Origin of the sequence: Bradyrhizobium sp. AZCC 1588, assembly GCF_036924735.1 — a bacterium.
GTDB lineage: Bacteria > Pseudomonadota > Alphaproteobacteria > Rhizobiales > Xanthobacteraceae > Bradyrhizobium.
On record NZ_JAZHSC010000001.1, the window covers coordinates 972,800 to 995,502 of the forward strand.

Consider the following 22,703-nt stretch of genomic DNA (forward strand, 5'->3'; position numbering starts at 1 on the left):
GCTTGCGTTGCCGAAACTTTCACTGCCAGTGCGTCTTGCCCTTCTGGTCGCGGGAACCACGCTGCCGTTGATTGTTTTCGCTGCCGGCATCGTTTTCAGCCATTACAAGCAGGACCGCCAGAACGCGACGCAACGGGTCCTCGAAACGGTTCGCAGCATTCGCCTCGTGCTCGACTCGGAGATGCAGCGGATCACCGGCGCGCTCCAGGTGCTATCGCTGACAAACGCGCTGCGCGACGGAGATTTCGACGGATTCCGCCGCATCTGCCAAGGCTTCCTCGACCAGTATGGCGAAGGCGGCGTCGTGCTGGTGGCGAACCGCGAAGGCCGCCAATTGTTCTCTTCTCTCACGCCTGATACGGCCAACCTGCCATTGCGCAACAACCTCGCCCTGGTCGGGAGGGTATTTGCGGAGAAGAAGCCGGTCTATTCCAACCTGTTCTTTGGGTCGGTGAAGAAGCGGCTGATCGTGACGGTCGAGGTGCCCGTCATCGTCGATGGCGAAGTACTCTACGACATTTCCTTCAGTCCGCCGATCGAGATTTTCCAGGCGATGGTCGAGCAGCAGCGGCCGAGCAAGGACTGGACGATCTCGATCTTCGACGGCGAAGGCACCAATTTCGCGCGCGTGCCTAACCCACAGGATACTGTCGGCAAGCGTGCATCGCCCTCGCTCTATACGGAGATGTTCAACAATCCGGAAGCCACCCTGCCGACGGTATCGCTCGAGGGCGTGCGGCTGATTACGAGCTTTACTCGCTCCTCGCTCACCGGCTGGACCGTTGCCGCCGGCGTTGCCGAAAGCTCGCTGGTCGCGCCGCTCTGGCGCAACCTCGCGATCACGAGCGTAATGGGTGCCGTGCTGCTGATGGTCGGGCTCGCCTTCGCGGTGCGGATGGCAACCCAGATCGCCCGCGGCGAGATGCTCCACAATCTCCTGATCGAGGAGCTCAACCATCGCGTCAAGAATACGCTCGCGGTCCTGCAGTCGATCACCACCCAGACCTTCCGCAGCGCGAGCCGGGCGGAGCGCGAAAAGTTCGAGGGAAGGCTGGGCGCGCTGGCGGAGGCGCATAACTTGCTCAGCCAGGAGAAGTGGCAGGGCGCGGAGCTGCGGGAAGTGATTGCGCGGGTGCTGCAGCCCTACCTGCTCAACAATCCGGAGCGGACGCGGATGTTCGGACCGCGGATCCCGCTGTCGCCGCGGCTCGCCGTCGTGCTGTCGATGATCGTGCACGAGATCGCAACCAATGCCGCTAAATACGGCGCGCTATCGAACGACACCGGAACCGTCGCGGTGGATTGGGAAATCCTCGAAGAAAGCGACGGGCGCAAGTTGCGGTTGATCTGGACCGAGGCAGGCGGCCCGCCCGTCACGGCACCGGTGCAGCGTGGCTTCGGCTCACGGCTGATCGAGCGCAGCGCACGCGACCAGCTCGGCGGCGAAGCAACCGTCGACTTTCTGCCGCGCGGCGTTGTCTACACCGTAAGCTGCGCACTCGACAGGGAAGAATAGCTATTTAAGCATCTCCGGCACGATCAGACGTGGCAAGAACAATGAGACGCTCGGCCAGATGATGACGGCGACCAATACCAGCAGCATCGGTATCAGCATGATCAATGTGTCTTTCAGCGCGTAGCGCAGCCGCACGCCCGCGATCGAGCAGGCGATCATCAGGCACAGGCCATAGGGCGGCGTCACCAGTCCGAACGCCAGCGACACGATCGAGATGATCGCAAACTGAACGGGGTGCAGGTCGACCGACTTCGCTAAGGGCTCCAGCACGGTGCCGACAATCACGATCGCCGGAATGGCGTCGAGGAAACAGCCTACGACCAGGAAGCAGAACGCGATGAAGAAGCCGGCCGCGACCGCGCCCATGCCCCAGGTCGAAACGTTGGCCAAGAGCTCCTGCGGTATCTTGTAATAGGCCAGCAGCCAGCCGAACGCGCTCGCGGTGCCGATGCAGAACAGCGCGACGCCTGCCAGGCGCCCGGTATCGAGCAGCGCCTTGTAGAGTTCACGCGGGCCGGTTTCGCGGTAAAAGAACGCCGACAGCACCACGGAATAGAGCACGGCGATGCAGGCGGATTCGGTGGCAGTGAACCATCCGAGCAGGATGCCACCGACGATGATGAACGGCGTCATCAGCGCCGGTATCGATCGCCAGATGGCGTAGCCGATGTCGGTCCAGCTCGATTTCGGGTAGGTCGGATAGCCGCGCCGCACCGCGTAGACATGCACGGTCGCCATCTGGGCGCCCGCGATCAACAGGCCGGGGACGATGCCGGCCAGATACATCGCGGCGATCGAGGTCGAGATCAGTCCGCCCCAGACGATCATCAGGATCGAGGGCGGGATGATGACGGCAAGCACCGCTGTTACCGCCGTGATGGCGATCGAGAACGAGAGGTCGTAACCTTCCTTGGTCTGGGCATCGATGAAGATCTTGGACTGGCTCGCGGCGTCCGCAGTGGAAGAGCCGGAAATGCCGGCAAAGAACACCGACAGCACAACGTTGATCTGCGCCAGCGAGCCCGGCCAATGCCCGACCATCGAGCGCGACAACGCCACCAGGCGGTCGGTGATGCCGCCGATGCCCATCAGGTTGGCGGTCAAGAGGAAGAAGGGCACGGCGAGCAGGATGAACGAGTTGTAGGCGTTGAAGGTCTCCTGCGCGAGCGACATCATCGACAGGCGGGGCTCGATCAGCAGGATCGGTACGCAGGCAAGGCCGAGCGCAAACGCTACCGGCACGCGCACGATGAGCAGGCCAACGAAAACGCCGAACAGGACCAGTGCGGCCTCTCCGGCGGAAAGCACATTACCGTTCATCGGCTCGCCCCGACCAGAATTTTCAATTCGTCGATGATCTGCTCGCCTGCAAAGACGATCCACGTCACACCCGCCGCGGGCCATGCGACATGAATCATCCAGAGCGGTAGATCGGCCAGTTCCGACGTTCGGTTCCAGGCGAACCGCGTAAATTCCAGGCCAGCCCACATGAATACCAGCGCCATCGCCAGCACGCCGAGGCGCGCGACGATCCGCACCGCGGCTTCCGCCCGCCGCGAAAGGGTGGGCCAGACGTCGACCTCGAAATGCTGCGCCTCCCTGATTCCGACCATGGCGCCGATCATGATCGTCCAGATGAACAGGAAGCGCGCCATCTCCTCGGTCCAGATGTAGGACGGAATGAACGGCGTGTAGCGCGAGATGACCTGCAGGGTGACCGGAACGACCAGAATGCCGACACATGCGGCGAGCAGGATTTCGAGTAATTTCGCATAGGCCGCCGTCGCTCGTCGCCATAGCGACGGGTTCGGCGGCATTGGTATTTCAGTCATCATGGCTCCGGAAGGTAACGATCACGGAATGGGGCAAGCCGCATGGCTTGCCCCACTTCCTATCGCTCGGCGCGACAAATATCAGGCGACGTTGATCTTCTCGAAGATGGCCTCGGCGCCGATTTCCTTGGCATAAGTGGCCATCACGGGATCGGCGAGCTTCTTCATGGCATCGCGCTCCTCGAACGGAACGCGCTTGAGCTTGCCGGCCTTTTCCAGCGTATCGAGCTTGACGACCTCCTCGCTCGACTCCAGTTGACGGCCATAATCGCCGGCTTCCTTGCCGGCCTTCATGATCGCGTCCTGCAGGTCCTTCGGCAGGGTCTTCAGCGTCTTCACCGAGAAGCAGATCGGCCGGATCGATACCGCGTGCTGGGTCAGATTGAGGTGCGGGGCGACTTCGTAGAACTTCATCGCCTCGACGCCGGCCGCCTCGTTTTCGCCCGCCGAGATCACGCCGTTCTGGATGGCGTTGTAGACCTCGTTGTAGGCGATCACCGTCGGGCTCATGCCGACGGCTGCAAACGTCTTCGACCAGATCGGAGCGCCCTGCACGCGCACCTTGAGGCCTTTGAGATCGGCGAGGTTCTTGAGCGGCTTGTTGGCGAAGATGTTGCGAATGCCGCCGCCCGCATAGCCGATCAAGACGACCTCCGCCTTAACAGCGATTTCGTCGGCCACAGGTGCCAGAATATTCTTTTCGACCACCTTATTCATGTGCTCGATGCCCTTGAACACAAAGGGTGCATCGATGAAGGGAGCCGCCTTGGCGAAGGTCGACATGTGGGCCGGCGAGACGATGCCGTAATCGACCGCCTTGCCCTGCGACATGTACTCGAAATACTGCTTCTCGAGACCGAGCGACGAGTTCTTGTGCAGCGTGAAGTTGACCGGCTTGCCGTAGTACTTCTTCACCAGCTCTTCGAACCTGGTCAGCGCCTTGGTGAAGGCGTGATCGTCGTTGAACTGCACCGCCCCGTTGAGGGTAACGGGCGCCTGTGCTCTGACGATCGATGGCATGCCCAGGACGCCGGCCGCAGCCGTCGCACCAAGGCCCACAAGTAGGGTTCTTCGTTTCATGGCTTCCTCCCCAGTAACGCCCGTCCCTTGTAAGCGGGACTTTGGCCTGGCCGACGACGCGGCCACTACCGCAAAGCGTATGCAAAACGGTGCGGCTGTGGAAGCCAATTTAAGTGGTACCCCAGGCCAATAAGCCGCAGACGGCCAGGCCGATGATTGCATCATTTTGGGCAAATCCCGGCTCGAGCCGAACCTGCGTCCCCCGGGGCCAATAGCCGTAAGCGCCCCGACACGGCTTCGGCATGTGCGTTGCTGCGCGACATCGATCGATCCGTGGGATGCCGCCGGCACGGTGCAACCGACACGCCGCAAATATTGCGCGATGTCGGATCCGGCCCGTCCCTCCCGTTCGAACGACGCTGCGCCAGATCCATTTGCAGGATTCCGATAGCGCGGCGAGCACGCGAATTGCTGCTATTTCCCAGCACGCCTGATCCGAAAGCGGAGCTGAACTCTGCTGTATTTTATCAGGCATCAGTGTCCGCGGAAACTTTAGCAACAACCGCCGACGCGCTGCGAACGACGGCACGATCGGCCCTCATCCCCCGTAGAAATCCGGTGCTTGATGCGACACAGTAAGCATGCCGGCCAAAATCTGTGGCCATTGAACTCGCGGTGGTTGTGGTTTGTCGAATATTTTGCCAAATGTAGTGGGCGGGGTTTTGTCAATACGCCCCGGGCGCCGACAGCTTTAGGTAGTTGGCGACGCCGGTATCAGGATGCTTCCAATACGCAAAGGCGTTTGGCTACCATCCCGCAATCTCTCAGGAATTCCGTGGTTCCCACTACCAACTCACGGACCGGACTGACTTTAACGCGGTACATATGGATGAACCCCTGACCTACTTTTGCCAGGGTTTCCCGATTGAAGGACGGTAAAACCAGAATGAACAGATCAGCAGCGAAAAAGATGAAACAGCGCAGCGCCGGCAAACCCGATATCGAATTGGGCAAGCGGATTCGCCTGCGGCGTGTGGAACAGAAAATCTCGCAAGCGGAGCTCGGCGACAAGCTTGGCGTCAGCTTCCAGCAGGTTCAGAAGTACGAGAAGGGCGTCAATCGTGTCGGCGCTGCTCGTCTTCAGCAAATCGCTACCGCGCTCGACGTGCCGGTGACGTTCTTCTACGACGGCGACGGCAAGGCGCGGGAAGTCGAGAGCCTGCTCTTCCTGGACAGCGCGTTCAGCCTGAGGCTGCTTCGTGCCTACAGCAAGATCAAGGACCAGACTGTACAGCGTCAGTTGGTGTCTTTGATGGAATCGATCGCCGCCAACGAGGGCTAGGCACTATCGCGCCTGGATCGCAGCACCGCGGACCCGATCAATCGTGCGAGAAATCGCCGGGTAGCCTGTTGCTGCGCTGGGCCAAATCTTGAGCTGGCCGGGACCATACCCGTGCGACGCCATCAGGATGGGGATGGCGGAGTTCGGATGCACCGCAGCGAAAAGCCGACGCGGTAGGTCTCCGACGACCACTGCCGGTTCGACCATCAACAACGACTGCATCACCGTCACGCCGATATTCCCTCACACGCAATGCGCGTGAGCCCGCTCCTGCCCTGACGACTCCCCCCATTGCCCGGCGCCCTCTGCTGGTCGCACGTGCAAAGGCGGCAATTGACCTCGGCGCGACGCTTGTCCGACAATGGACCAAGCCTCACGAGTGAAAGCCGCAACCGATGCTCGACATCGCCAAAACTGCCGAAATATCCTATGCCGACGGCAAGATCCTGCAAAGCGTCAGCGATGGCGTCGGCGTCATCACCTTCAACAATCCCGACAAGCGCAATGCGATGTCGCTCGAAATGTGGGAAGGCCTGGGCCACGCACTGACCGAACTGCGCGACGACGCGGACGTGCGCGTCGTGATCCTGGTCGGCGCCGGCGACAAGGCCTTCGTCTCGGGCGCCGATATCAGCCAGTTCGAAAAGACCCGCCACAATGCGGCGGCGTCGGAGGAATATTCCAAGCGGAGCGAGGCGCAACGCGCGCTGCTCGCAAGTTACCCCAAGCCGACGATTGCCTGCATCCGCGGCTTCTGCCTCGGCGGCGGCATGCAGGTCGCGATGCTCACGGACATCCGTATCGCCTCCGACAACAGCCAGTTCGGCATTCCAGCCGCCAAGCTCGGCATCGCCTATGGCTATGACGGGCTCAAGCACCTGGTTTCGCTGGTCGGCCCATCCTTTGCGCGGCTCATCATGTACACGGGCATGCGGATCGAAGCTGCGGAAGCGTTGCGGATCGGACTGGTCGACCGCGTGTTGCCGGACGCGGAGTTGTGGGACGCCACCACGGAGATCGCGCGCACCATCTCCGGCAACGCGCCGCTCGCCATCAATGCCGCCAAGATCACCATCGCCGAGGTGCTGAAGGACGAAAGCAAGCGCGACATGGATGCGATCAAAGCCATCGGCCGCGCCTGCATGGATTCGGAGGATTTCCGCGAAGGCCGAACGGCTTTCATGGAAAAACGCAAGCCGCAGTTCAAGGGGAAGTAGCGTTGGATCCCGTAGCCCAATGAGCGAAACCCTATCCGCGTCATTGCGAGCGAAGCGAAGCAATCCACCTCTCCGCGCGGGGACAAATGGATTGCTTCGTCCGCTGCGCTCCCTTGCGCAAACGCTTCGCGTTTGTCGCAGGCAATGACGATGCGGATGGTTTTAGCTACAACGCCGCCAGCACCGCCTTGGCGATATCCGCCGTGCCGTTGTTGCCGCCGAATTCCATCGGCTTGATTCCGCCCGCATAGGCCTTGTCGACTGCGCGCTCGATGCGTTCACCGGCTTCCGCTGCGCTCTCGAGGCCGTGCTTGTCGGCGAGCCAGTCCAGCATCATCGCGGCCGACAGAATCATCGCGGTGGGGTTGGCCTTGCCCTGCCCCATGATATCAGGGGCGGTGCCGTGGCACGGCTGGAACACGGCGTAGCGGTCGCCGATATCGGCTGATGGCGCCATGCCGAGGCCTCCGATCAGGCCGGCGGCGAGGTCGGAGAGAATGTCGCCGAACATGTTCTCGGTCACCATGACGTCGAAATCCCAGGGACGCTTCACCAGCATCAGCGAGCAGGCATCGACATAGACGCGGTCTGTCTTGACGGCCGGATGGCGCTTTGCGGCTTCATCGAACATCTCGCGAAAGAACGCGAAGGCCCTGAACACATTCGCCTTGTCGACGCAGGTCAGACCGCCATTCGCCTTGCCGCGGGCCTTGCGCCGTTCGGCAAGCTTGAAGGAAAACTCGAACAGCCGCTCGGAGGTCTTGCGGGTGATGACGAGCGTCTCGCGCGCGTCGGTTTCCGTCACTACGCCCTTGCCCATCGAGGCGAACAGGCCTTCAGTCGATTCCCTGATGAGCACGAGGTCGATGCCGCGCTGGTCGGCGCCGACGATCGGGCTTGGCACGCCCGGGATCAGCCGCGCCGGGCGCACGCCGGCATAGAGATCGAAATGGAAGCGCAGTTCGATCTGCGGAGCGATCTCGGTGTTATCAGGGTAGCGTACCGACGGCAGGCCGCAAGCGCCGAGCAGGATGGCGTCCGCCTCCTCGCACAGCCGCACCGTGCTGTCGGGCATCGATTTGCCGGTCGCGAGATAATTGTTGGCACCCGCCGGTGCCTCGGTGAAGCGAAACTTCAGCTCGCTCGTCGCCTCGATCTTGCGCAGGACTTCCAGCGCCGGCGCCATCACTTCAGGGCCGATGCCATCGCCGCCGAGCACGGCGATGTGGAGAGCGTTATTCGCGGACATGGGGGTTCCTTGAAAGAGATTTGGGAATTTTCCTCGTCATTGCGAGCGAAGCGAAGCAATCCATCTCGCGGCATAACGGATGGATGGATTGCTTCGTCGCTTCGCTTCTCGCAATGACAGCGGCAACAGGCTACGGCGTCAGCACCGCGCGGCCGACCAGTTTGCCCTTCTGCAAATCGGCGAGCGCTTCGTTGGCTTTCGCGAGCGGCAGCGTCGTCACCGGAATCGGCGCGATCATCTTGTTTCGAACCAGTTCGAGCAATTCCTTGGTCTCGCGTAGATTGCCGACATAGCTGCCCTGGATCGTGATCGCCTTGATCGGAATCAGCGGCAAAGCAAAGGTCGCACCGCCGCCGAACAGGCCGACGATGACGAGCTTGCCGCCCTTGGTCAGGCAGTCGAAGCCGAGCTGCGTGGTCTGCGCATTGCCGACGAGGTCGATCACGGCACGAATGGGTTCGCCGGCCTTTTTCGTGAGCTGCTCCAACGCGTCCGGCGCCTTGCCGTCGACGGTTGCAAGCGCACCGGCGGCCTCGGCCGCTTCGCGCTTGCGCGCATCGATGTCGACGACGATGGCGCCCTTGCCGCCCATCGCCTTTAAGAGCGACAGCGCCATCAGGCCGAGGCCGCCGGCGCCGAAGATGACGATCGGCGAGTTGAACGCGAATTCGACCTTCTTCAGCGCGCTATAGGTGGTGACGCCGGAACAGGCATAGGGCGCGGCGGTGACGGGGGCGAGCCCCCTGAGGTTCAGAAGATACTTCGGATTCGGCACCGTCATGTAGTCGGCATAGCCGCCGTCGCAATAAACGCCGAGCGAATTTGGTTTCACCGCGCACATGTTCTCGTCGCCGCCGACGCAGGTAGCGCATTTACCGCAGCCGAGCCAGGGATAGACCAGCGCGACATCGCCGACCTTGAGATCGCCTTTATCGGCAGCGGTGACGTCAGGCCCGAACGCGACGACCTCGCCGACCGTCTCGTGGCCCATCGTGCGCGGCAGCGACACGCCGCGGTCCTTCAGCGACAGCGGCTTGCGGCCATGGCCGAGATCGTAACCGCCTTCCCAGATGTGGAGATCGCTATGGCAGACGCCGGCGGCCTTCACCTTGATCAGCACCTGCGTACCCGTGGGCTGCGGCGTCTCCTGATCCACCTCTTTCAGCGGTGCGTTGAACTCAGCGACCTGAAAACTCTTCATCGCTTCTCTCCCGTCATTCTTGTTCTTGAACCATTTCTTGGGCGCTAGATACTTCTTGAGAACGGACATTGCCACGTCCGTCCCGTCGAGACAAACGCGGGCAGCGCTCCCCGGGTATTCAGATCAGCGGGTGATGGCAAGCCACGAACTGGCCGGGCGCCACCGCGCGCAGTTCCGGCATCTCGTCGCTGCATCGTTGATCCGCGCGGGGACAGCGGGTGCGAAACCGGCAGCCGGACGGCGGCGCGATCGGCGACGGCGGCTCCCCCACCGGCACAGTCTCGGTGGGGCGCACATCCGGATCGGGCATCGGAATCGCCTCGATCAGGAGCGCGGTATAGGGATGCGCCGGCGTGGCGAAGAGCTGCTCGGAGGGACCAACCTCGCAGAGCCGCCCCAGATACATCACCGCGACGCGGTCGCTCACGGCTTTCACCACGGCGAGATCGTGCGCAATGAACAGCAGCGTCAGCCCGAACCGGGCCTTCATCTCTTCGAGCAGATTGAGGATCTGGGCGCGTATCGATACATCGAGCGCGGAGACCGGCTCGTCGCAGACGATGAACTCGGGATTGAGAATGAGCGCGCGTGCAATGCAGATGCGCTGGCACTGGCCGCCGGAAAACTCATGCGGCAGCCGCCCGACGACGAGCATCGGGTCAAGTCCGACCGCGCTCAGCACCTCGTGGACAAGCCGCTTGCGCTTCTCCGGATCCTTGACGCCCGCAATCACCAGCGGCTCGGCGACAATGTCGCCGATCTTGCGGCGCGGGTTGAGCGAGGCGATCGGATCCTGGAAAATCAACTGCACGCGCCGGCGCATCAGCCGCAGGGCATCGCCTTGCATCGTCGTAAGATCGTGGCCATCGAACAGCACACGCCCGGCGGTAGGGCGGCGCAGTTGCAGGACAGCGCGGCCGAGCGTCGATTTCCCGCAACCGGATTCGCCGACCAGACCCAGCGTTTCGCCGCGGGCGATCTGCAAGGAGACGCCGGACACGGCATGAACGATCCTGGAACCGACAGGATATTCGACGACGAGATTGTCGACTTCGAGCAACGCGTCAGACGAAATCGATGGAGCGGATTGCGGCATCATGCATTGGCATCCGCGTGGGCTTCTATCGGGTGGAAGCAGGCGAACTGATGGGCCTTCGTCTCTGCCGCCTCGAGCGCCGGTTTCTCGTTCTGGCAGCGGGCCACCGCATAGCGACAGCGCGGCGAGAACGAGCATCCCTTCAGCGGCCGCGTCGGATCTGGCGGACGTCCCGATATCGCCGGCAGCGGCGTGTGGGGCGCGGCGTCGAGTTTGGGGAGCGCCGCCAGAAGCGCCTCGGTATAGGGCATCCGCATCTTTTTGAACAAGGCAGGCGTCGGCGCGCGCTCAACCACGCGGCCGGCATACATCACCGCAACTTCGTCGGTGCGGCCGGCGACGACGCCGAGATCGTGGGTGATGATGATCATTGCCATGTGGCGGCGACGCTGCTCCCGCGCCAGGAGATCGAGGATCTGCGCCTGGATCGTGACGTCGAGCGCGGTGGTCGGCTCGTCGGCGATCAGGAGTTTCGGTTCGCACGACAGCGCGATCGCGATTGCCACGCGCTGCCGCATGCCGCCGGAGAGCTGGTGCGGATACTGCGCCAGCCGCTGCTCGGGCGCGGGGATTCCGACCGCCGCGAGCAGCTCGACGCTGCGCCTGGTGGCGGCAGCGTCGTCCAGTTCGAGGTGCTCCTGCAGTGTCTCGATCAACTGCGTCCCGATCGTGAGAACCGGGTTGAGCGAGGTCATCGGATCCTGAAATACCACCGCCAGCGACCGGCCGCGTAGCTTGCGCAGTTTCTCCGGCGGAAGCTGCAGCAGGTCCTGCCCGTCGAACATCACCCGGCCGGAGAGCTTTGCCTTCTTCGGCAACAATTGCAGGACCGCCCGCGACAGCATGGTCTTGCCACAACCAGATTCGCCGACGATACCGAGCGTGCGCCCGGCGCCGACGGTGAGGTCGACATGATCCACCGCGCGCAGATTGCCGCGCGGGGTCGGAAGATCGACGACGACATCTTCGACCGAAAGCAAGTTATTCGCGTTCACAGCGCGCCCTGTCGTGGATCGGTGAGCGCACGCAGCGTGTCCCCGACTAGATTGAAGGAAAGCACGGTGAGAAACATCGCCGCTGCCGGCAAGAAGGCGAGCCGCGGGGCCACGTCGAGGCTCTCGCGCCCCTCCCCGATCATGCTGCCCCAGCTCGAGATCGGCGGCGGCACGCCGAGCCCGAGAAATGACAACGAGCCCTCGACGACGATGGTGATGGCAACGCCGAGCAGGAAGAAGGCAAACAGCGGCAGGATCACGTTCGGCAACAGTTCGCGCGACAGGATGCGCGCATGCGTGGCGCCCAGTGCCTGCGCCGCTATAACGAATTCGCGCCGCGACAGCGTCAGCGTCGCAGCGCGCGCCACCCGCATGAAGGCGGGAACGCCAAGGAAGCCGAGAATGAGAGTGAGATTGAGAATCGACTGCCCGAGATAGGCCGTTACGGCCAGCGCCAGGATAAGCGGCGGAAACGCCAGCAGCACGTCCATGCTGCCGACAACGATCGATTCGAACCGGCCGCGGAAATAGCCCGCGAGCATGCCGAGCGCGCCGCCGATGGTGAGCCCGATTACAGGCGCGCAGAGACCGACCACGAGCGAAATCCGCGCGCCGTAGATCAGGCGCGAAAGTTCGTCGCGGCCGAGCCCGTCGGTCCCCAGCCAATGTTCCGCAGAGAACGGGGCCCGCCGTTCCAGCATGTCCATGTCGGTCGGGCTCGGCAGCGGCAGGGCGGGTGCAAAGACTGCCAGCGCGAAGACGAAAGTCATCCAGCCGATCGCCGCCCAGAACAGCATGCCAAGCCGCCGGCCCTTGCGCGCAGGCTGGGTTACAGCCACCTCGGCGACATCGAGTTCAAGCGTGGCCATGGCGAATCCTGGGATCGAGAACCGCGTAGAGCATGTCGACGATGAAATTCATGATGACGAAACCCGCCCCGACCAACAGCACTACCCCCTGCAGAATGATCAGGTCGCGCGTCAGAATCGCGCCGATCAGCAGCCGGCCAATGCCCGGAAGCGCAAAGATCGTCTCGACGATGACAGCGCCGCCGATCAACCGGCCGATATTGATGCCGGTGATCGTGACCAAGGTCAGCGACGATGGTTTGAGGGCATGCACGAAGAGGATTCGCGCCGGCGTCAGGCCTTTTGCCTTGGCGAGCGCGATATAGTCTTCCTGCAAGGTCGCAATCATGTCGGAACGCAGCACGCGCATGATGGTGGGCCATTCGGCGAGCGCCAGCGTCAGCGCCGGCAGCACCATGAAGCGAAGGTTGGCGAGCGGGTCTTCGGCAAACGGCACATAGCCGGTGGCCGGCAACCAGCGCAGTTCGACCGCGAAGAAATAGATCAACAGGATCGCCGACAGGAAGGTCGGCACCGACAACATGCCGAAAGCAGTGCCGGTCATGAAGCGGTCGAACGGTCCACCGCTCCGCGCCGCGCAGATGATCGCCAGGGGAACGCCGATTCCGAGCGCGCCGAGTTGCGCCAACAACATCAACTCGATCGAGACCGGCAGCCGCTCGGCAACCGCCTGTAGCACCGTCTGTCCGGTGCGGAACGAACGGCCGAAATCGCCTTGCAGCACATTGCCGAGCCAGCTCAGGTAACGCCACCAGATCGGCTGATCCAGTCCCATGTCGTGCCGCAACGCCGCCACGTTCTCCGGCGTCGCCTGGTCACCGAGGATGGTGTACGCGAGATCGCCCGGGCAGCAGCGACGCGATGGAGAAGGTGAGCAGCGAAACCGCAATCAGCACCGGCAACAAGTACAACAGCCGGCGTGCGACGAAGAACGCCATCGACGGTTATTCCTTCCAGGCGCGCGATACGTCGATCACCCCGCTATACATCTTGGGAAGTCCCTTAACCTTCGCGCTCGAGATTGCGTAGTAGGTATTCTGGAAGGTCCAGAACCAGATCGCCTCCTTGTTGATCAGCCGGGTGATCGCGCAGTAGTCCTCGTTGCGCTTGCCTTGATCGGCGGTGATTCGCGCGCGGTCGAGCAGTTTATCGAGCTCCGGATTCGAATAATTGGCAAGCGCGACCGGGCTACCGGTACGGAAATTGGCATACATCTGGATGTCAGGATCGGCGAGATCGACGATCCGCCACGGCGTCAACTGGAATTGACGCATGAAGGCGCGCGGCGGAATGGTCGCCTGATCGACCTGCTCGATCTCCATGTTGGCACCGGCCCGCTTCCACAATTGTTGCAGCACCTGGCCAACGGTGCGCCCACGGGGCGTCGCCGTGACGAGCATCTTGAAATCGACAGGCTTGCCGTAGTCCTTGATCAGCGCCTTGGCTTTCTCAAGGTCTTCGGGAAGCGCGCCGTCGTCCTTGCACTTGACCCAGGAGCCGTCGCCGTAGGGGTTGCTGGCAGGTCTAGCGAGACCATTGGTAATGGCCTGCGACATCTTCTTGCGGTCAAGCGCCATCACCAGCGCCTGGCGCACGCGCACGTCGTCGAACGGCGGGGTCTTGGTGTTCATGGCGTAAACCGCAGCCCCCGAGCCGGCATAGGTGTGCACGGTCAACTTGGAATCCTTTTGCGCCCTCTGGATGTTATCAGCGGAAGTTTCATCATCCCAGATCAGATCGACCTCGCCGGATTGCAGGCTCGCAAAGCGCGATTGCGCGTCGGGCAGCGGCTTCAGCGTGATGCGGTCGAAGTTGATCTTGTCCTTGTCCCAGTAGTTCGGATTTTTCTCCAGGATCATGCGATCGCCGGCCGTCCAGGACTTTAGAATGTAGGGACCGGTGCCGACAGGATTGCGGTTGTAATCGTCGCCCTTGGTCTTCCACGCGGTCGGGGAGTGTATCGCGTTGGTCTGGCTCGCGTAGGACACCAACGACGGGAAGTTCACTGAGGGGTCATTGAGATTATAGACCAACGTCAGCTCGTTCGGCGCCTGAACGTTGTTGACGTTGGAGATATAGAAGGCGCAGCGGCACTTGTTGGCGGGATCTTTCTGCCGGTCGAAATTCGCTTTGAACGCTTCGGCGTTGAACGGCGTGCCATCGTGGAACTTGACGCCCGGACGCAGCTTGAAGGTCCACATCTTGAAGTCCTCGGAGGGCTCCCAGGACAGTGCCAGCTTCGGCTGCGGCTTGCCGTTCGCATCGAGAGTGGTGAGCGTATCGAAGAGCGCGGATGACGCGGTGAGTGCCGCCGTGTCGTAAACGCCGACCTTCAGCACATCGAAACCGGGGATATCGAGCTCAAGGCCGACGGTGATGCTGCCGCCCGCTTTCTGCGCGCTGGCGGGCATTGCCGACAACGCCACGCCAAATCCCGCCACAAGAAATATTCGCGCGAGCGCGCTCGAACGGATCGCCGCTTTCATGGATGTTCCCTCCGATATGTCGTTCGTCCGGTATTCCGGATCGTCGATGGCTCTCGGAGATTGTCCGGAAACGCCGGCGCGGGCAAGGGCGTTTGCAAGCCGCGGATGAAAAGCCGCAGCATCGCCACCCTTGCGTCGCGACGCCCCGCCGTCAGGCGCGCTCGGCCAACTGCGCCTTGCCAGCGAAGGATGCGATCTCATCCTCCGACAGGCCGGTCTCCTTCAGATAGGCACGCGTGTGCTCGCCGAGCGTCGACATGCGCTTCGCCGCCGACACGTTGGCGCCGGACATGCGGAACGGCAGATTGAGGACCTTGAAAGTGCCGCCGCCGTCCTCGACCTCGGCCAACGCACCGCGATGGGAGATCTGCGGATCGCGCAGCGCCTCGGCGACCGTGCGATAGGCCGACGAAGGCACGCCATACTCATTGAGCGCAGCAAGGCACTGCTCGGTCGTCACGGTGCGCGACCATGCCTCCACGCCTTCCATCAGGCTCGTCCAGTTTTCCCTCCGATCGGAGTATTTGGCAAAGCGCGGATCGCTCACCCACTCCGGATGACCGATCACCTGCATCAGGCTCTGGAAGGTTTTCTCGCTGGCGATCGCCATCATCACATAGCCGTCGGTCGTCTCGATCGGGCCGAACATCGGCCGTTGCGTCGGCTTCACTTCGAACTGCGACCATTGCAGTTCGTTCAAGGTCAGGCTCAGCATGGATTCCAGCATCGAGACGTCGATCTGCTGGCCCTGCCCGGTCGCTGTGCGCTGATACAGGGCCGCCGAGATCGCGCCGAATGCGTAGACACCGGTGAGTACGTCGGCGTGATAGATGCCGCAATAATCCGGCCGGCTTCGTCCCGCGCTGGTAGGCCAGATGCGCCATCTCATAGCCCGATGCCGCGTGAATCACCGGCGCATAGGCCGGCAGCTCCGCCGACGGCCCGGTCTGGCCGTATCCGGAGATCGAGCAATAGACCAATTTCGGGTTGAGGCCGTGCAGGGAGGCATAATCAAGCTTCAATCGCCGCATGACGCCGGGGCGGAAATTCTCCACCAGCACGTCAGCAGTCGCGACCAATCGGCGAACGGCTTCGACGCCCTTGGGCGATTTCAGATCGAGCACCAGGCTGTTCTTGCCGACGTTAAGCTGGCCGAAGGCGGTCGAACAATTATTCCGTACCGGCGGACGGGTCCGCATCGTCTCGCCCTCCTCGGTTTCAATCTTGATGACCTCGGCGCCCATATCGGCTAGCATGCGCGTGCAGTGAGGCCCGGCAATCGTGGTTGAGAAATCGAGGACGCGTAGGCCTGCGAAGCTGCCTGTCATATTCCTCTGCTCGTTACCGGCTATCGTCATTCTCGTGTAGCTCCTTGGGCCTAACGGCACTTGTTGTTGGCGCGGCGTGACCCTAAAGGGCGCCGCCGCGGCAGGAAAGCCTTTCGCATCAGGAACCGATAGCTAGGGCCCGGCATTATCGCCAGTAGACTGGACCCTTAGAGTAAACTGGACCCTTTCTTGCATTTCCTCTCATCAGAGGCTGGTAGAGGGCATTCCTTTGAGAGTCTTATTCATCACTACGGAAATGGATGATTTCGTCCGGGTGGGCGGGCTCGCCGCCGTGTCCGCCGCCCTACCCCGGGCGCTTCGTCGGCGGAGTGACGTCCGGGTCATGCTGCCCGGCTATCGGGACGTCGTCGAACAGCTCACGCACATTGATATCGTTGGACAATGTGCGGCGTTAGCGGAGATGCCGGCCTGCACTGTGGGGCGGGCAGCGACCAAGGACGGCCTGCCGGTCTACGTCCTGCTCTGCGCGCAATTATATGACCGCCCCGGTAACCCCTACGGCGATGAAAACGGCCAAGACTGGCCCGACAACGACATCCGCTTCGGGCGGCTTGCATCCGCTGCCGCCGAACTTGCCTTGGGCAAGGTGGACAGGAATTGGGCAGCGGACCTGGTTCACGCCAATGACTGGCAGGCTGCATTGACGCCGGCCTACCTGGCCTGGAAGGATGCAAAAGTTCCTTCGATCCTGACCATCCACAATCTCGCCTATCAGGGACTGTTTCCCGCGGATTCGCTGCGCCGCATCGGGGCGCCCGAAAGCTCCTTCCACATCGACGGGCTCGAATTCTACGATCACATGTCGTTCCTGAAAGGCGGCCTCGTCTATGCCTCGCACCTGACCACCGTCAGCGCGACCTACGCAAAGGAGATCACGACGCGCGAGCTCGGCTGCGGGCTCGAAGGCCTGCTGAAGCGCCGCTCGGACGCCGACCAACTGACTGGCATCCTGAACGGCATCGACGAAAGCTGGGATCCGCGCGCCTGCGCACAATTGGCGCAAACCTTTGGCGCCGGCGACTGGGAAGGCAAGCAGGCGAACGCGAACTATGTCCGCAAACAGTTTGGCCTGGCGGTGTCACGCGGGCCGATTTTTGCGCTTGTCGCCCGCCTCGTCCACCAGAAGGGCGTCGACCTCGTATTGTCAGCCGCTGACAAAATCATCGATGCCGGCGGCCAGATCGTCGTGACCGGCAGCGGCGAGCCCCACATCGAGAAGGCGCTGGTCGAGGCACATCTGCGCCGGCCGGATGCGATCGGTGTCGTCATCGGCTTCAACGATGGACAGGCGCGGCGGATGTTTGCCGGCAGCGATTTCACGCTGATGCCATCACGGTTCGAGCCGTGCGGGCTGAGCCAGATGTATGCGCAGCGGTTCGGATCGCTGCCGATCGGTCACCAGACCGGCGGGCTGGCGGAGACCATCAAGGACGGCGAAACCGGATTCCTGTTCGCAAAGCCGTCGCCGGAGTCGTTTCTCGGCGGCGTGCGGCGGGCGTTCGAAGCCTTCCGCGCCAAGGACCGGCTCGACACGATGCGACGCAACGCAATGGCGCGATCGTTTAGCTGGGATCTATCGGCCGCCTGCTACAGCGCGCTCTACCACAAGACGGTCGCGCCTTCGATCGCCGCGTAACTCCCATCTACTCCGCCGCTTCCGGCATCGCCTCCATCTGCTCGTGGAGGATGACGCCGGATAACGGATCAAATTCGCCGACCCAGGGCTGCTTCTCGAGCACTGCTTTGGTGTGGCGGTAACCGGCATCCCAGCGCTGCATGATTCCGGACGGACTGAAATCGATGTCCTTGGTGTGGTCCTCGCGGCTGAGCTGCGGGGCGAGCAGCCGCACCACATGCATCCGCGTCGGGCAGCCATAGCCCGTCAGTTCCCTCACCGCCTCGCTGTTGCGCTCGGCCTCCGGCAGACGCGCGGCGAGCTGGTTGATGACATGGCGCAGCCGGTGCGCCTGCTGCTGGCGGGCAATGTGGCTGGAGATCCGGCTCGAATACTGCACGTCCTTGTGCCGGTTCAGCACCTCCGCCATCGTGGTCGGCTCGGCGCCGGACGGATTCCAAAGATGCACGGCGAAGATCAGCGAGTTCTTGCGCGGATTATCGTCGAAGACGGCTTCCGTCGGCGTGTTCGACAATATGCCGCCGTCCCAGTAAAGCTCGCCGTCGATGCGGATCGCCGGGAATGCCGGCGGCAGCGCGCCCGACGCCATGATGTGCCTGACGCCGAGCTCACAGTCCCGGCTGTCGAAATAGCGCATCTGGCTGGTGCGGACATGGGCGGCGCCGACGGTCAGGCGCGGCGTGCATTGATTGACCAGCTTGAAATCGACCAGCTCGCTCAGAGTCCGCTCCAGCGGCGCGGTCGAGTAATAGCCGGCATTGTCGGCGCCGAGCGGATAGGAATCGCCGGCATGGGCCAACGGGTTGGGCCGAAAGAAGCCGGGAATGCCGTTGGTCACGGTCGACCAATAAGAAAGCTTTTCGTTGAAACCTGGAAAGATGTCGCGAAAGGTCCAGACCGGACTCTGTTCCATCTTCTTCCAGAACGAGCGAAGGCGCGGCAAGCGGTTCTGCCGCGCGTTGCCGGCGATCAGGCCGGCATTGATCGCGCCGATCGAGGTGCCGATGATCCAGTCCGGTTCGATTCCGGCCTCATGCAGCGCTTGATAGACACCGGCCTGATAAGAGCCAAGTGCGCCGCCGCCCTGCAGCACCAGGACGATCTGACCCGACTCGGACCTGGCCAGCGATCGCAAGTTCGGCGAAGAACCGATATCCTGAACGTCCTTCATGTCACGCTCCCTCGGATTTTTGTCGTGCTAATGCGCGGTCCAGCCGCCGTCGACCGGCAGCGCGATGCCGGTGATCGAGGCCGCCGCGTCGCTGGCAAGAAACACCGTCAGCGCGCCGAGCTCTTCGACAGTGGCAAAACGCTTGTTCGGTTGCTGCGCCAGCAGCACGTCGTGGATGACCTGCTCGCGGGAAATGCCGTGCGCCCTGGCCTGGCCGTCGATCTGCGCCTCGACCAGCGGCGTGTAGACGTAACCGGGGCAGATCGCGTTGCAGGTGATGCCCTCTTCCGCGGTCTCCAGCGCCGCCACCTTGGTCAGGCCGACGATGCCGTGCTTGGCGGCAACATAGGCCGCCTTGAAAGGCGAAGCGACCAGGCCGTGCGCCGAGGCGATGTTGATGATGCGGCCGAACCTGTTCTGGCGCATCGCGGGCAATGCGAGCCGCATGGTGTGAAATGCCGATGACAAATTGATCGACAGGATCGCGTCCCACTTCTCAACCGGAAACTGATCGAGCGGGGCGACGTGTTGAATGCCGGCATTGTTGACCAGAATATCGAGCCGGCCGTAACTGGCGACCGTGGTCGCGATCATCTCGGCGATTGCTTCCCGGCTCGTCATATCGGCCGCGGAATAGCTGACTTCGATGCCGAAATCGGCGGTAAGCTGATCGCGGGTCTTGGCGATCTCGGCCGCGAGGCCGAAACCGTTCAGCACCACGGCCGAGCCGGCTTCGGCCAGCGCACGGGCGATCCCGAGCCCGATACCGCTGGTCGAGCCCGTGACCAGTGAGACCTTACCTGTCAGTGGCCGTAAGGCCGAAGCACCCTGTGTCTTGAGCTGAATATTCATGGGCTGCCCTTTCGTGTGACTGGTCAACGTCGTAACGAAACCATTTCCGCCGCAATCTGCACGCTTGGCACGGCTTCAAGGAAATGCCCTTTGGCTTCCAAAACCATACGCCCGCGCTATGGCGGTTTGGGTAGTCATCGGGGGGCGCAATCGGGTAGCTTTCCTGCACGGCAGAGCGAGGCACGACCATGGAGATGCATCAGGTTCGCTACTTCCTTGCGGTCGCGCGCGTGCTCAACTTCACGCGCGCCGCCGACGAGTGCAACGTCACGCAGCCGTCGCTGACGCGGGCGATCAAGCAACTCGAAGCCGAACTCGGCGGCGATCTGTTTCGCCGCGAGCGCCCGGCCGCGCAATTGACCGAGCTCGGCCAGCGCATGCATCCGCTGCTCAAGCAATGTTATGAGGCGGCGACCGGCGCGCGCGAACTTGCCTCATCCTTCAAGAGCGGCGAAGTCGGCGCGCTCCGGATCGCGCTGACCCATTCGGTCGATCTGTCGCTGTTGATTCCGCATCTCGACCAGATCAAGCGGATGTTCAATCGTCTGGAGTTTCGTTTCTTGCGCGGCAACGCCCGCGAAGTCGCGGAATATCTCAAGAAGGGCGAAGCCGAACTCGGCATTGCCGCCGAAATCAGCGAAGAGTGGGACCGGCTCGATACCTGGCCGCTGTTTACCGAAAACTTTCAGCTCGTCATCAACCGGAAGCATCCGCTGGCAGACCGCGATAAACTCGACTTCGGCGATCTTCGCGCCGAGCAATTGCTGTCGCGGAACTACTGCGAGCATGCGGCGCGGGTGAACTCTTCGCTTCGCGAACACGGCCTCGACGTCGATCGCAGCCACGAGATCGCATCCGAGCGCGATCTGATCGAGCTGTTGGAGGCCGATATCGGCGTCGCCGTGGTGCCCGATACTGCGTCGATCCCGCCGACGCTAAAGCGCGCCAGCGTCGAAGGGCTGGATGCGCGGCGAACGGTAAATCTTTACGGCGTGGCCGGACGTGAACGGACTGCGGTGGCATCCGCCGTGATGCGGATGCTGCGCAGCACCAACTGGCAGCAACTCATCGACAGGAATGGAACTCCCTGAAAAGCCCCGCCTGAGAAGCCCCGACTGGATCGGTTCCCGGGCTTTCCGCCGCATTTGCGCAGAATAGGATCCCCTTAAAATCCAGGACGGCCGCACCATATAGGGATTCGGCTGGGAGTTGGAGGGACCGATGAAATCTCATCCGCGCCCGAACCGCAAAGATTGGGAACAGATCGCCGAGGATTTGCAGGAGACAGCGGATAAGCTGCCGCCCGGCGATGACAAGGAAGCCGCCAAACGCAAGGCGTTGCAAATGAGGAAGGCAGTTGAAATCAGAAATTGGCTGACTTCCCCGGGCATGCAACCACCCCGCTGATGCAGCGCTCCGCCCGGCGGAACCGCGACGCATGCTTCCTCGGTAGAGTGAAGGTCGATAAAGAGCGACCCCGCCATTTGAAATCGCAAAATGACGGGGCCGTCGGAGCTTTTCACCTTCTATGAGGGTTACTTGCTCCTTGCAGACGTAACTTTCGACGCGCGATCACGTTCCGGGCTTCTTCGAGATTTTTCTTTTCTCGGAGATTTCTCTTCCTTGAAGTTTCTCCACCGGTTCCACTACCAACGCTTTGCATCCGGTCGGCCGGCCACCGGCCTTGTGCGGCAGCGATCCGGTTCGCGCGAGTCTTGCACGCCCTCGGGCAATTTCTCGGAACTGCTTCCCCTTCCCGGAATTTCCGTAGCTGAGGCGAGGTCGCCATGACTGGACTGCCCGCCGGCGTCGTCGAGCTTGCGGATGCCGGCCCGCGCCAGCAACGCTGGGGGCCTGCGCCGGGCGCTGCGCCACGAAGCTGCGCTGAATTCGGTCTCGATCAAGGGAGATCAGCCATGCCGCAGATCCAAGCCGACAACCAACCCGTTACCCAGATCACGATCATCGAGTCGGAGCCCGAGAAGCAGGCCGAGGCGTTGTCGGTCATGACCGAGCGCGCCCGCTTCATGGCGCGTCAGCCGGGCTTCATTTCGATCAGCCTGCATCGCAGTCTGGATGGACGCCGCATCGTCAACTACGTGCAATGGCAGAACAGCGATCTGCTGCGATCGGCCCATCAATCGCCGGAGTTTCGCAAGCAGTGGGGCCACTTCGACGAAATCACGAGCGAGATCGATCCACATTTGTATGAAGTTTCTGCCGTCATAGACGGGAAAACGTAAGCCCCGCAACAACCAGTGGGAGCAGCCCGATGCCGGACTCCCGACCATTGATCACGCCCTCCGGAACGGGAATCCTGGACCCGGGGACCGGCGCTCCCGTGCGTGACGAGTACTTTTTTGCTGGATTGAACCATGAGCTCAGCGACAAAGGCTTCTTCGTTACCGCCGCCGATGATTTGATCACCTGGGCCCGCGGCGGTTCGTTGATGTGGATGACATTTGGCCTCGCTTGCTGCGCAATCGAGATGATGCAGATGGCGATGCCGCGCTACGACGCCGAGCGGTTTGGATTTGCGCCCCGAGCCAGTCCACGGCAGGCCGATGTCATGATCGTCTCCGGTACAGTCTGCAACAAGATGGCCCCCGCGCTGCGCAAGGTTTATGACCAGATGCCCGAGCCCCGATATGTGATTTCGATGGGGTCGTGCGCCAACGGCGGCGGCTATTACCACTATTCGTACTCGGTCGTGCGCGGCTGCGACCGCATCATTCCTGTCGACATCTATGTTCCGGGCTGCCCGCCGACCGCCGAAGCGCTGCTGTACGGCGTGATGCTATTGCAGAAGAAGATCCGGCGTTCAGGCACTATCGAACGCTGACGTCGATCACCCGGGAACCTTGCCAGAATC

Annotated in this window: 21 protein-coding genes and 1 pseudogene; 8 read left to right on the top strand and 14 right to left on the bottom strand. The window is 62.3% G+C overall.

The genetic code is table 11. The features are described 5' to 3' along the window. Nucleotides 1-7: 7 nt before the first annotated feature. Nucleotides 8-1,516 (top strand): sensor histidine kinase, encoded by a 1,509-nt coding sequence (locus V1277_RS04715; protein WP_334415193.1) that lies wholly within the window; start codon nt 8-10, stop codon nt 1,514-1,516. Here V1277_RS04715 and V1277_RS04720 read toward each other — a convergent pair whose 3' ends face one another. The 3 genes from V1277_RS04720 to V1277_RS04730 form a co-directional block, all read right to left on the bottom strand. After that, a complete protein-coding gene (locus tag V1277_RS04720; RefSeq protein ID WP_334415194.1) occupies nt 1,517-2,836 on the bottom strand; it encodes a TRAP transporter large permease in 1,320 nt (439 codons plus the stop codon). Beyond that, complete coding sequence (locus V1277_RS04725) at nt 2,833-3,348, bottom strand: TRAP transporter small permease (protein WP_334415195.1); 516 nt, start codon at nt 3,346-3,348, stop codon at nt 2,833-2,835. The genes V1277_RS04720 and V1277_RS04725 overlap by 4 nt, the downstream gene beginning before the upstream one ends. A gap of 81 nt (nt 3,349-3,429) precedes the next feature. Then, nucleotides 3,430-4,428, bottom strand: a complete 999-nt coding sequence (locus tag V1277_RS04730; protein ID WP_334415196.1) for a TRAP transporter substrate-binding protein — start codon at nt 4,426-4,428, stop codon at nt 3,430-3,432. A gap of 886 nt (nt 4,429-5,314) precedes the next feature. Between V1277_RS04730 and V1277_RS04735 the strand changes: the two genes are divergently transcribed. Both V1277_RS04735 and V1277_RS04740 read left to right on the top strand, forming a co-directional pair. Next, nucleotides 5,315-5,710 (top strand): helix-turn-helix domain-containing protein, encoded by a 396-nt coding sequence (locus V1277_RS04735; protein ID WP_028347342.1) that lies wholly within the window; start codon nt 5,315-5,317, stop codon nt 5,708-5,710. Nucleotides 5,711-6,105: 395 nt separating this feature from the next. Then, nucleotides 6,106-6,927, top strand: coding sequence for an enoyl-CoA hydratase (locus tag V1277_RS04740; protein ID WP_334415197.1), 822 nt, complete (start codon nt 6,106-6,108; stop codon nt 6,925-6,927). Between the two features lie 166 nt (nt 6,928-7,093). Here the strand turns inward: V1277_RS04740 and V1277_RS04745 are convergent, their stop codons facing one another. From V1277_RS04745 to V1277_RS04785, 9 genes and pseudogenes are all read right to left on the bottom strand, one after another. After that, complete coding sequence (locus tag V1277_RS04745) at nt 7,094-8,176, bottom strand: isocitrate/isopropylmalate dehydrogenase family protein (RefSeq protein ID WP_334415198.1); 1,083 nt, start codon at nt 8,174-8,176, stop codon at nt 7,094-7,096. A gap of 130 nt (nt 8,177-8,306) precedes the next feature. Continuing rightward, nucleotides 8,307-9,377: an alcohol dehydrogenase gene (locus V1277_RS04750; protein ID WP_334420283.1), complete on the bottom strand. Its 1,071-nt coding sequence runs from the start codon at nt 9,375-9,377 to the stop codon at nt 8,307-8,309. Between the two features lie 118 nt (nt 9,378-9,495). Continuing rightward, nucleotides 9,496-10,476: an ABC transporter ATP-binding protein gene (locus tag V1277_RS04755; protein WP_334415199.1), complete on the bottom strand. Its 981-nt coding sequence runs from the start codon at nt 10,474-10,476 to the stop codon at nt 9,496-9,498. After that, complete coding sequence (locus tag V1277_RS04760) at nt 10,473-11,453, bottom strand: ABC transporter ATP-binding protein (protein ID WP_334415200.1); 981 nt, start codon at nt 11,451-11,453, stop codon at nt 10,473-10,475. Before V1277_RS04760 ends, V1277_RS04755 begins: the two co-directional genes overlap by 4 nt. An 11-nt stretch (nt 11,454-11,464) precedes the next feature. Next, entirely contained in the window at nt 11,465-12,337 is an 873-nt protein-coding gene (locus V1277_RS04765) for an ABC transporter permease (RefSeq protein WP_334415201.1), read from the bottom strand. Then, nucleotides 12,324-13,133, bottom strand: a complete 810-nt coding sequence (locus V1277_RS04770) for an ABC transporter permease (RefSeq protein ID WP_334415202.1) — start codon at nt 13,131-13,133, stop codon at nt 12,324-12,326. Before V1277_RS04770 ends, V1277_RS04765 begins: the two co-directional genes overlap by 14 nt. A 19-nt stretch (nt 13,134-13,152) precedes the next feature. Further along, complete coding sequence (locus tag V1277_RS04775; RefSeq protein ID WP_334415203.1) at nt 13,153-13,275, bottom strand: hypothetical protein; 123 nt, start codon at nt 13,273-13,275, stop codon at nt 13,153-13,155. 6 nt (nt 13,276-13,281) lie between these two features. Then, the gene (locus tag V1277_RS04780; protein ID WP_334415204.1) at nt 13,282-14,823 is read right to left on the bottom strand and encodes an ABC transporter substrate-binding protein; all 1,542 of its coding nucleotides are present in this window, start codon (nt 14,821-14,823) and stop codon (nt 13,282-13,284) included. A 151-nt stretch (nt 14,824-14,974) separates the two neighbouring features. Next, nucleotides 14,975-16,181, bottom strand: a pseudogene (locus V1277_RS04785) (CaiB/BaiF CoA transferase family protein). A gap of 199 nt (nt 16,182-16,380) precedes the next feature. Between V1277_RS04785 and glgA the strand changes: the two are divergent. Continuing rightward, nucleotides 16,381-17,808, top strand: a complete 1,428-nt coding sequence (glgA, locus tag V1277_RS04790; RefSeq protein WP_334415205.1) for a glycogen synthase GlgA — start codon at nt 16,381-16,383, stop codon at nt 17,806-17,808. A 7-nt stretch (nt 17,809-17,815) separates the two neighbouring features. Here glgA and V1277_RS04795 read toward each other — a convergent pair whose 3' ends face one another. Together V1277_RS04795 and V1277_RS04800 are read right to left on the bottom strand one after the other, a co-directional pair. After that, nucleotides 17,816-18,979, bottom strand: coding sequence for a patatin-like phospholipase family protein (locus tag V1277_RS04795; protein WP_334415206.1), 1,164 nt, complete (start codon nt 18,977-18,979; stop codon nt 17,816-17,818). A 27-nt stretch (nt 18,980-19,006) separates the two neighbouring features. Continuing rightward, a complete protein-coding gene (locus tag V1277_RS04800) occupies nt 19,007-19,831 on the bottom strand; it encodes a 3-hydroxybutyrate dehydrogenase (RefSeq protein WP_334415207.1) in 825 nt (274 codons plus the stop codon). Between the two features lie 188 nt (nt 19,832-20,019). Here V1277_RS04800 and V1277_RS04805 point away from each other — a divergent pair, with 188 nt between their 5' ends. From V1277_RS04805 to V1277_RS04820, 4 genes are all read left to right on the top strand, one after another. Continuing rightward, nucleotides 20,020-20,922, top strand: coding sequence for a LysR family transcriptional regulator (locus V1277_RS04805; protein ID WP_334373997.1), 903 nt, complete (start codon nt 20,020-20,022; stop codon nt 20,920-20,922). 130 nt (nt 20,923-21,052) lie between these two features. Further along, nucleotides 21,053-21,238 carry a hypothetical protein gene (locus V1277_RS04810; protein WP_028347356.1) on the top strand — a complete coding sequence of 62 codons (186 nt, stop codon included), beginning with the start codon at nt 21,053-21,055 and terminating at the stop codon, nt 21,236-21,238. Between the two features lie 380 nt (nt 21,239-21,618). Beyond that, nucleotides 21,619-22,074 (top strand): antibiotic biosynthesis monooxygenase family protein, encoded by a 456-nt coding sequence (locus V1277_RS04815; RefSeq protein ID WP_334415208.1) that lies wholly within the window; start codon nt 21,619-21,621, stop codon nt 22,072-22,074. 29 nt (nt 22,075-22,103) lie between these two features. Continuing rightward, nucleotides 22,104-22,673: a NuoB/complex I 20 kDa subunit family protein gene (locus V1277_RS04820; protein WP_334373994.1), complete on the top strand. Its 570-nt coding sequence runs from the start codon at nt 22,104-22,106 to the stop codon at nt 22,671-22,673. The last annotated feature ends 30 nt before the right edge of the window (nt 22,674-22,703 follow it).

What these genes read in the sequence shown, in the direction of transcription:
- V1277_RS04720 (WP_334415194.1), bottom strand. Translation starts at nt 2,836, where the DNA reads ATGAACGGTAATGTGCTTTCCGCCGGAGAGGCCGCACTGGTCCTGTTC.
- V1277_RS04725 (WP_334415195.1), bottom strand. Translation starts at nt 3,348, where the DNA reads ATGACTGAAATACCAATGCCGCCGAACCCGTCGCTATGGCGACGAGCG.
- V1277_RS04730 (WP_334415196.1), bottom strand. Translation starts at nt 4,428, where the DNA reads ATGAAACGAAGAACCCTACTTGTGGGCCTTGGTGCGACGGCTGCGGCC.
- V1277_RS04735 (WP_028347342.1), top strand. Translation starts at nt 5,315, where the DNA reads ATGAACAGATCAGCAGCGAAAAAGATGAAACAGCGCAGCGCCGGCAAA.
- V1277_RS04740 (WP_334415197.1), top strand. Translation starts at nt 6,106, where the DNA reads ATGCTCGACATCGCCAAAACTGCCGAAATATCCTATGCCGACGGCAAG.
- V1277_RS04745 (WP_334415198.1), bottom strand. Translation starts at nt 8,176, where the DNA reads ATGTCCGCGAATAACGCTCTCCACATCGCCGTGCTCGGCGGCGATGGC.
- V1277_RS04750 (WP_334420283.1), bottom strand. Translation starts at nt 9,377, where the DNA reads ATGAAGAGTTTTCAGGTCGCTGAGTTCAACGCACCGCTGAAAGAGGTG.
- V1277_RS04755 (WP_334415199.1), bottom strand. Translation starts at nt 10,476, where the DNA reads ATGATGCCGCAATCCGCTCCATCGATTTCGTCTGACGCGTTGCTCGAA.
- V1277_RS04765 (WP_334415201.1), bottom strand. Translation starts at nt 12,337, where the DNA reads ATGGCCACGCTTGAACTCGATGTCGCCGAGGTGGCTGTAACCCAGCCT.
- V1277_RS04775 (WP_334415203.1), bottom strand. Translation starts at nt 13,275, where the DNA reads ATGGCGTTCTTCGTCGCACGCCGGCTGTTGTACTTGTTGCCGGTGCTG.
- V1277_RS04780 (WP_334415204.1), bottom strand. Translation starts at nt 14,823, where the DNA reads ATGAAAGCGGCGATCCGTTCGAGCGCGCTCGCGCGAATATTTCTTGTG.
- V1277_RS04795 (WP_334415206.1), bottom strand. Translation starts at nt 18,979, where the DNA reads ATGAAGGACGTTCAGGATATCGGTTCTTCGCCGAACTTGCGATCGCTG.
- V1277_RS04800 (WP_334415207.1), bottom strand. Translation starts at nt 19,831, where the DNA reads ATGAATATTCAGCTCAAGACACAGGGTGCTTCGGCCTTACGGCCACTG.
- V1277_RS04805 (WP_334373997.1), top strand. Translation starts at nt 20,020, where the DNA reads ATGGAGATGCATCAGGTTCGCTACTTCCTTGCGGTCGCGCGCGTGCTC.
- V1277_RS04810 (WP_028347356.1), top strand. Translation starts at nt 21,053, where the DNA reads ATGAAATCTCATCCGCGCCCGAACCGCAAAGATTGGGAACAGATCGCC.
- V1277_RS04815 (WP_334415208.1), top strand. Translation starts at nt 21,619, where the DNA reads ATGACTGGACTGCCCGCCGGCGTCGTCGAGCTTGCGGATGCCGGCCCG.
- V1277_RS04820 (WP_334373994.1), top strand. Translation starts at nt 22,104, where the DNA reads ATGCCGGACTCCCGACCATTGATCACGCCCTCCGGAACGGGAATCCTG.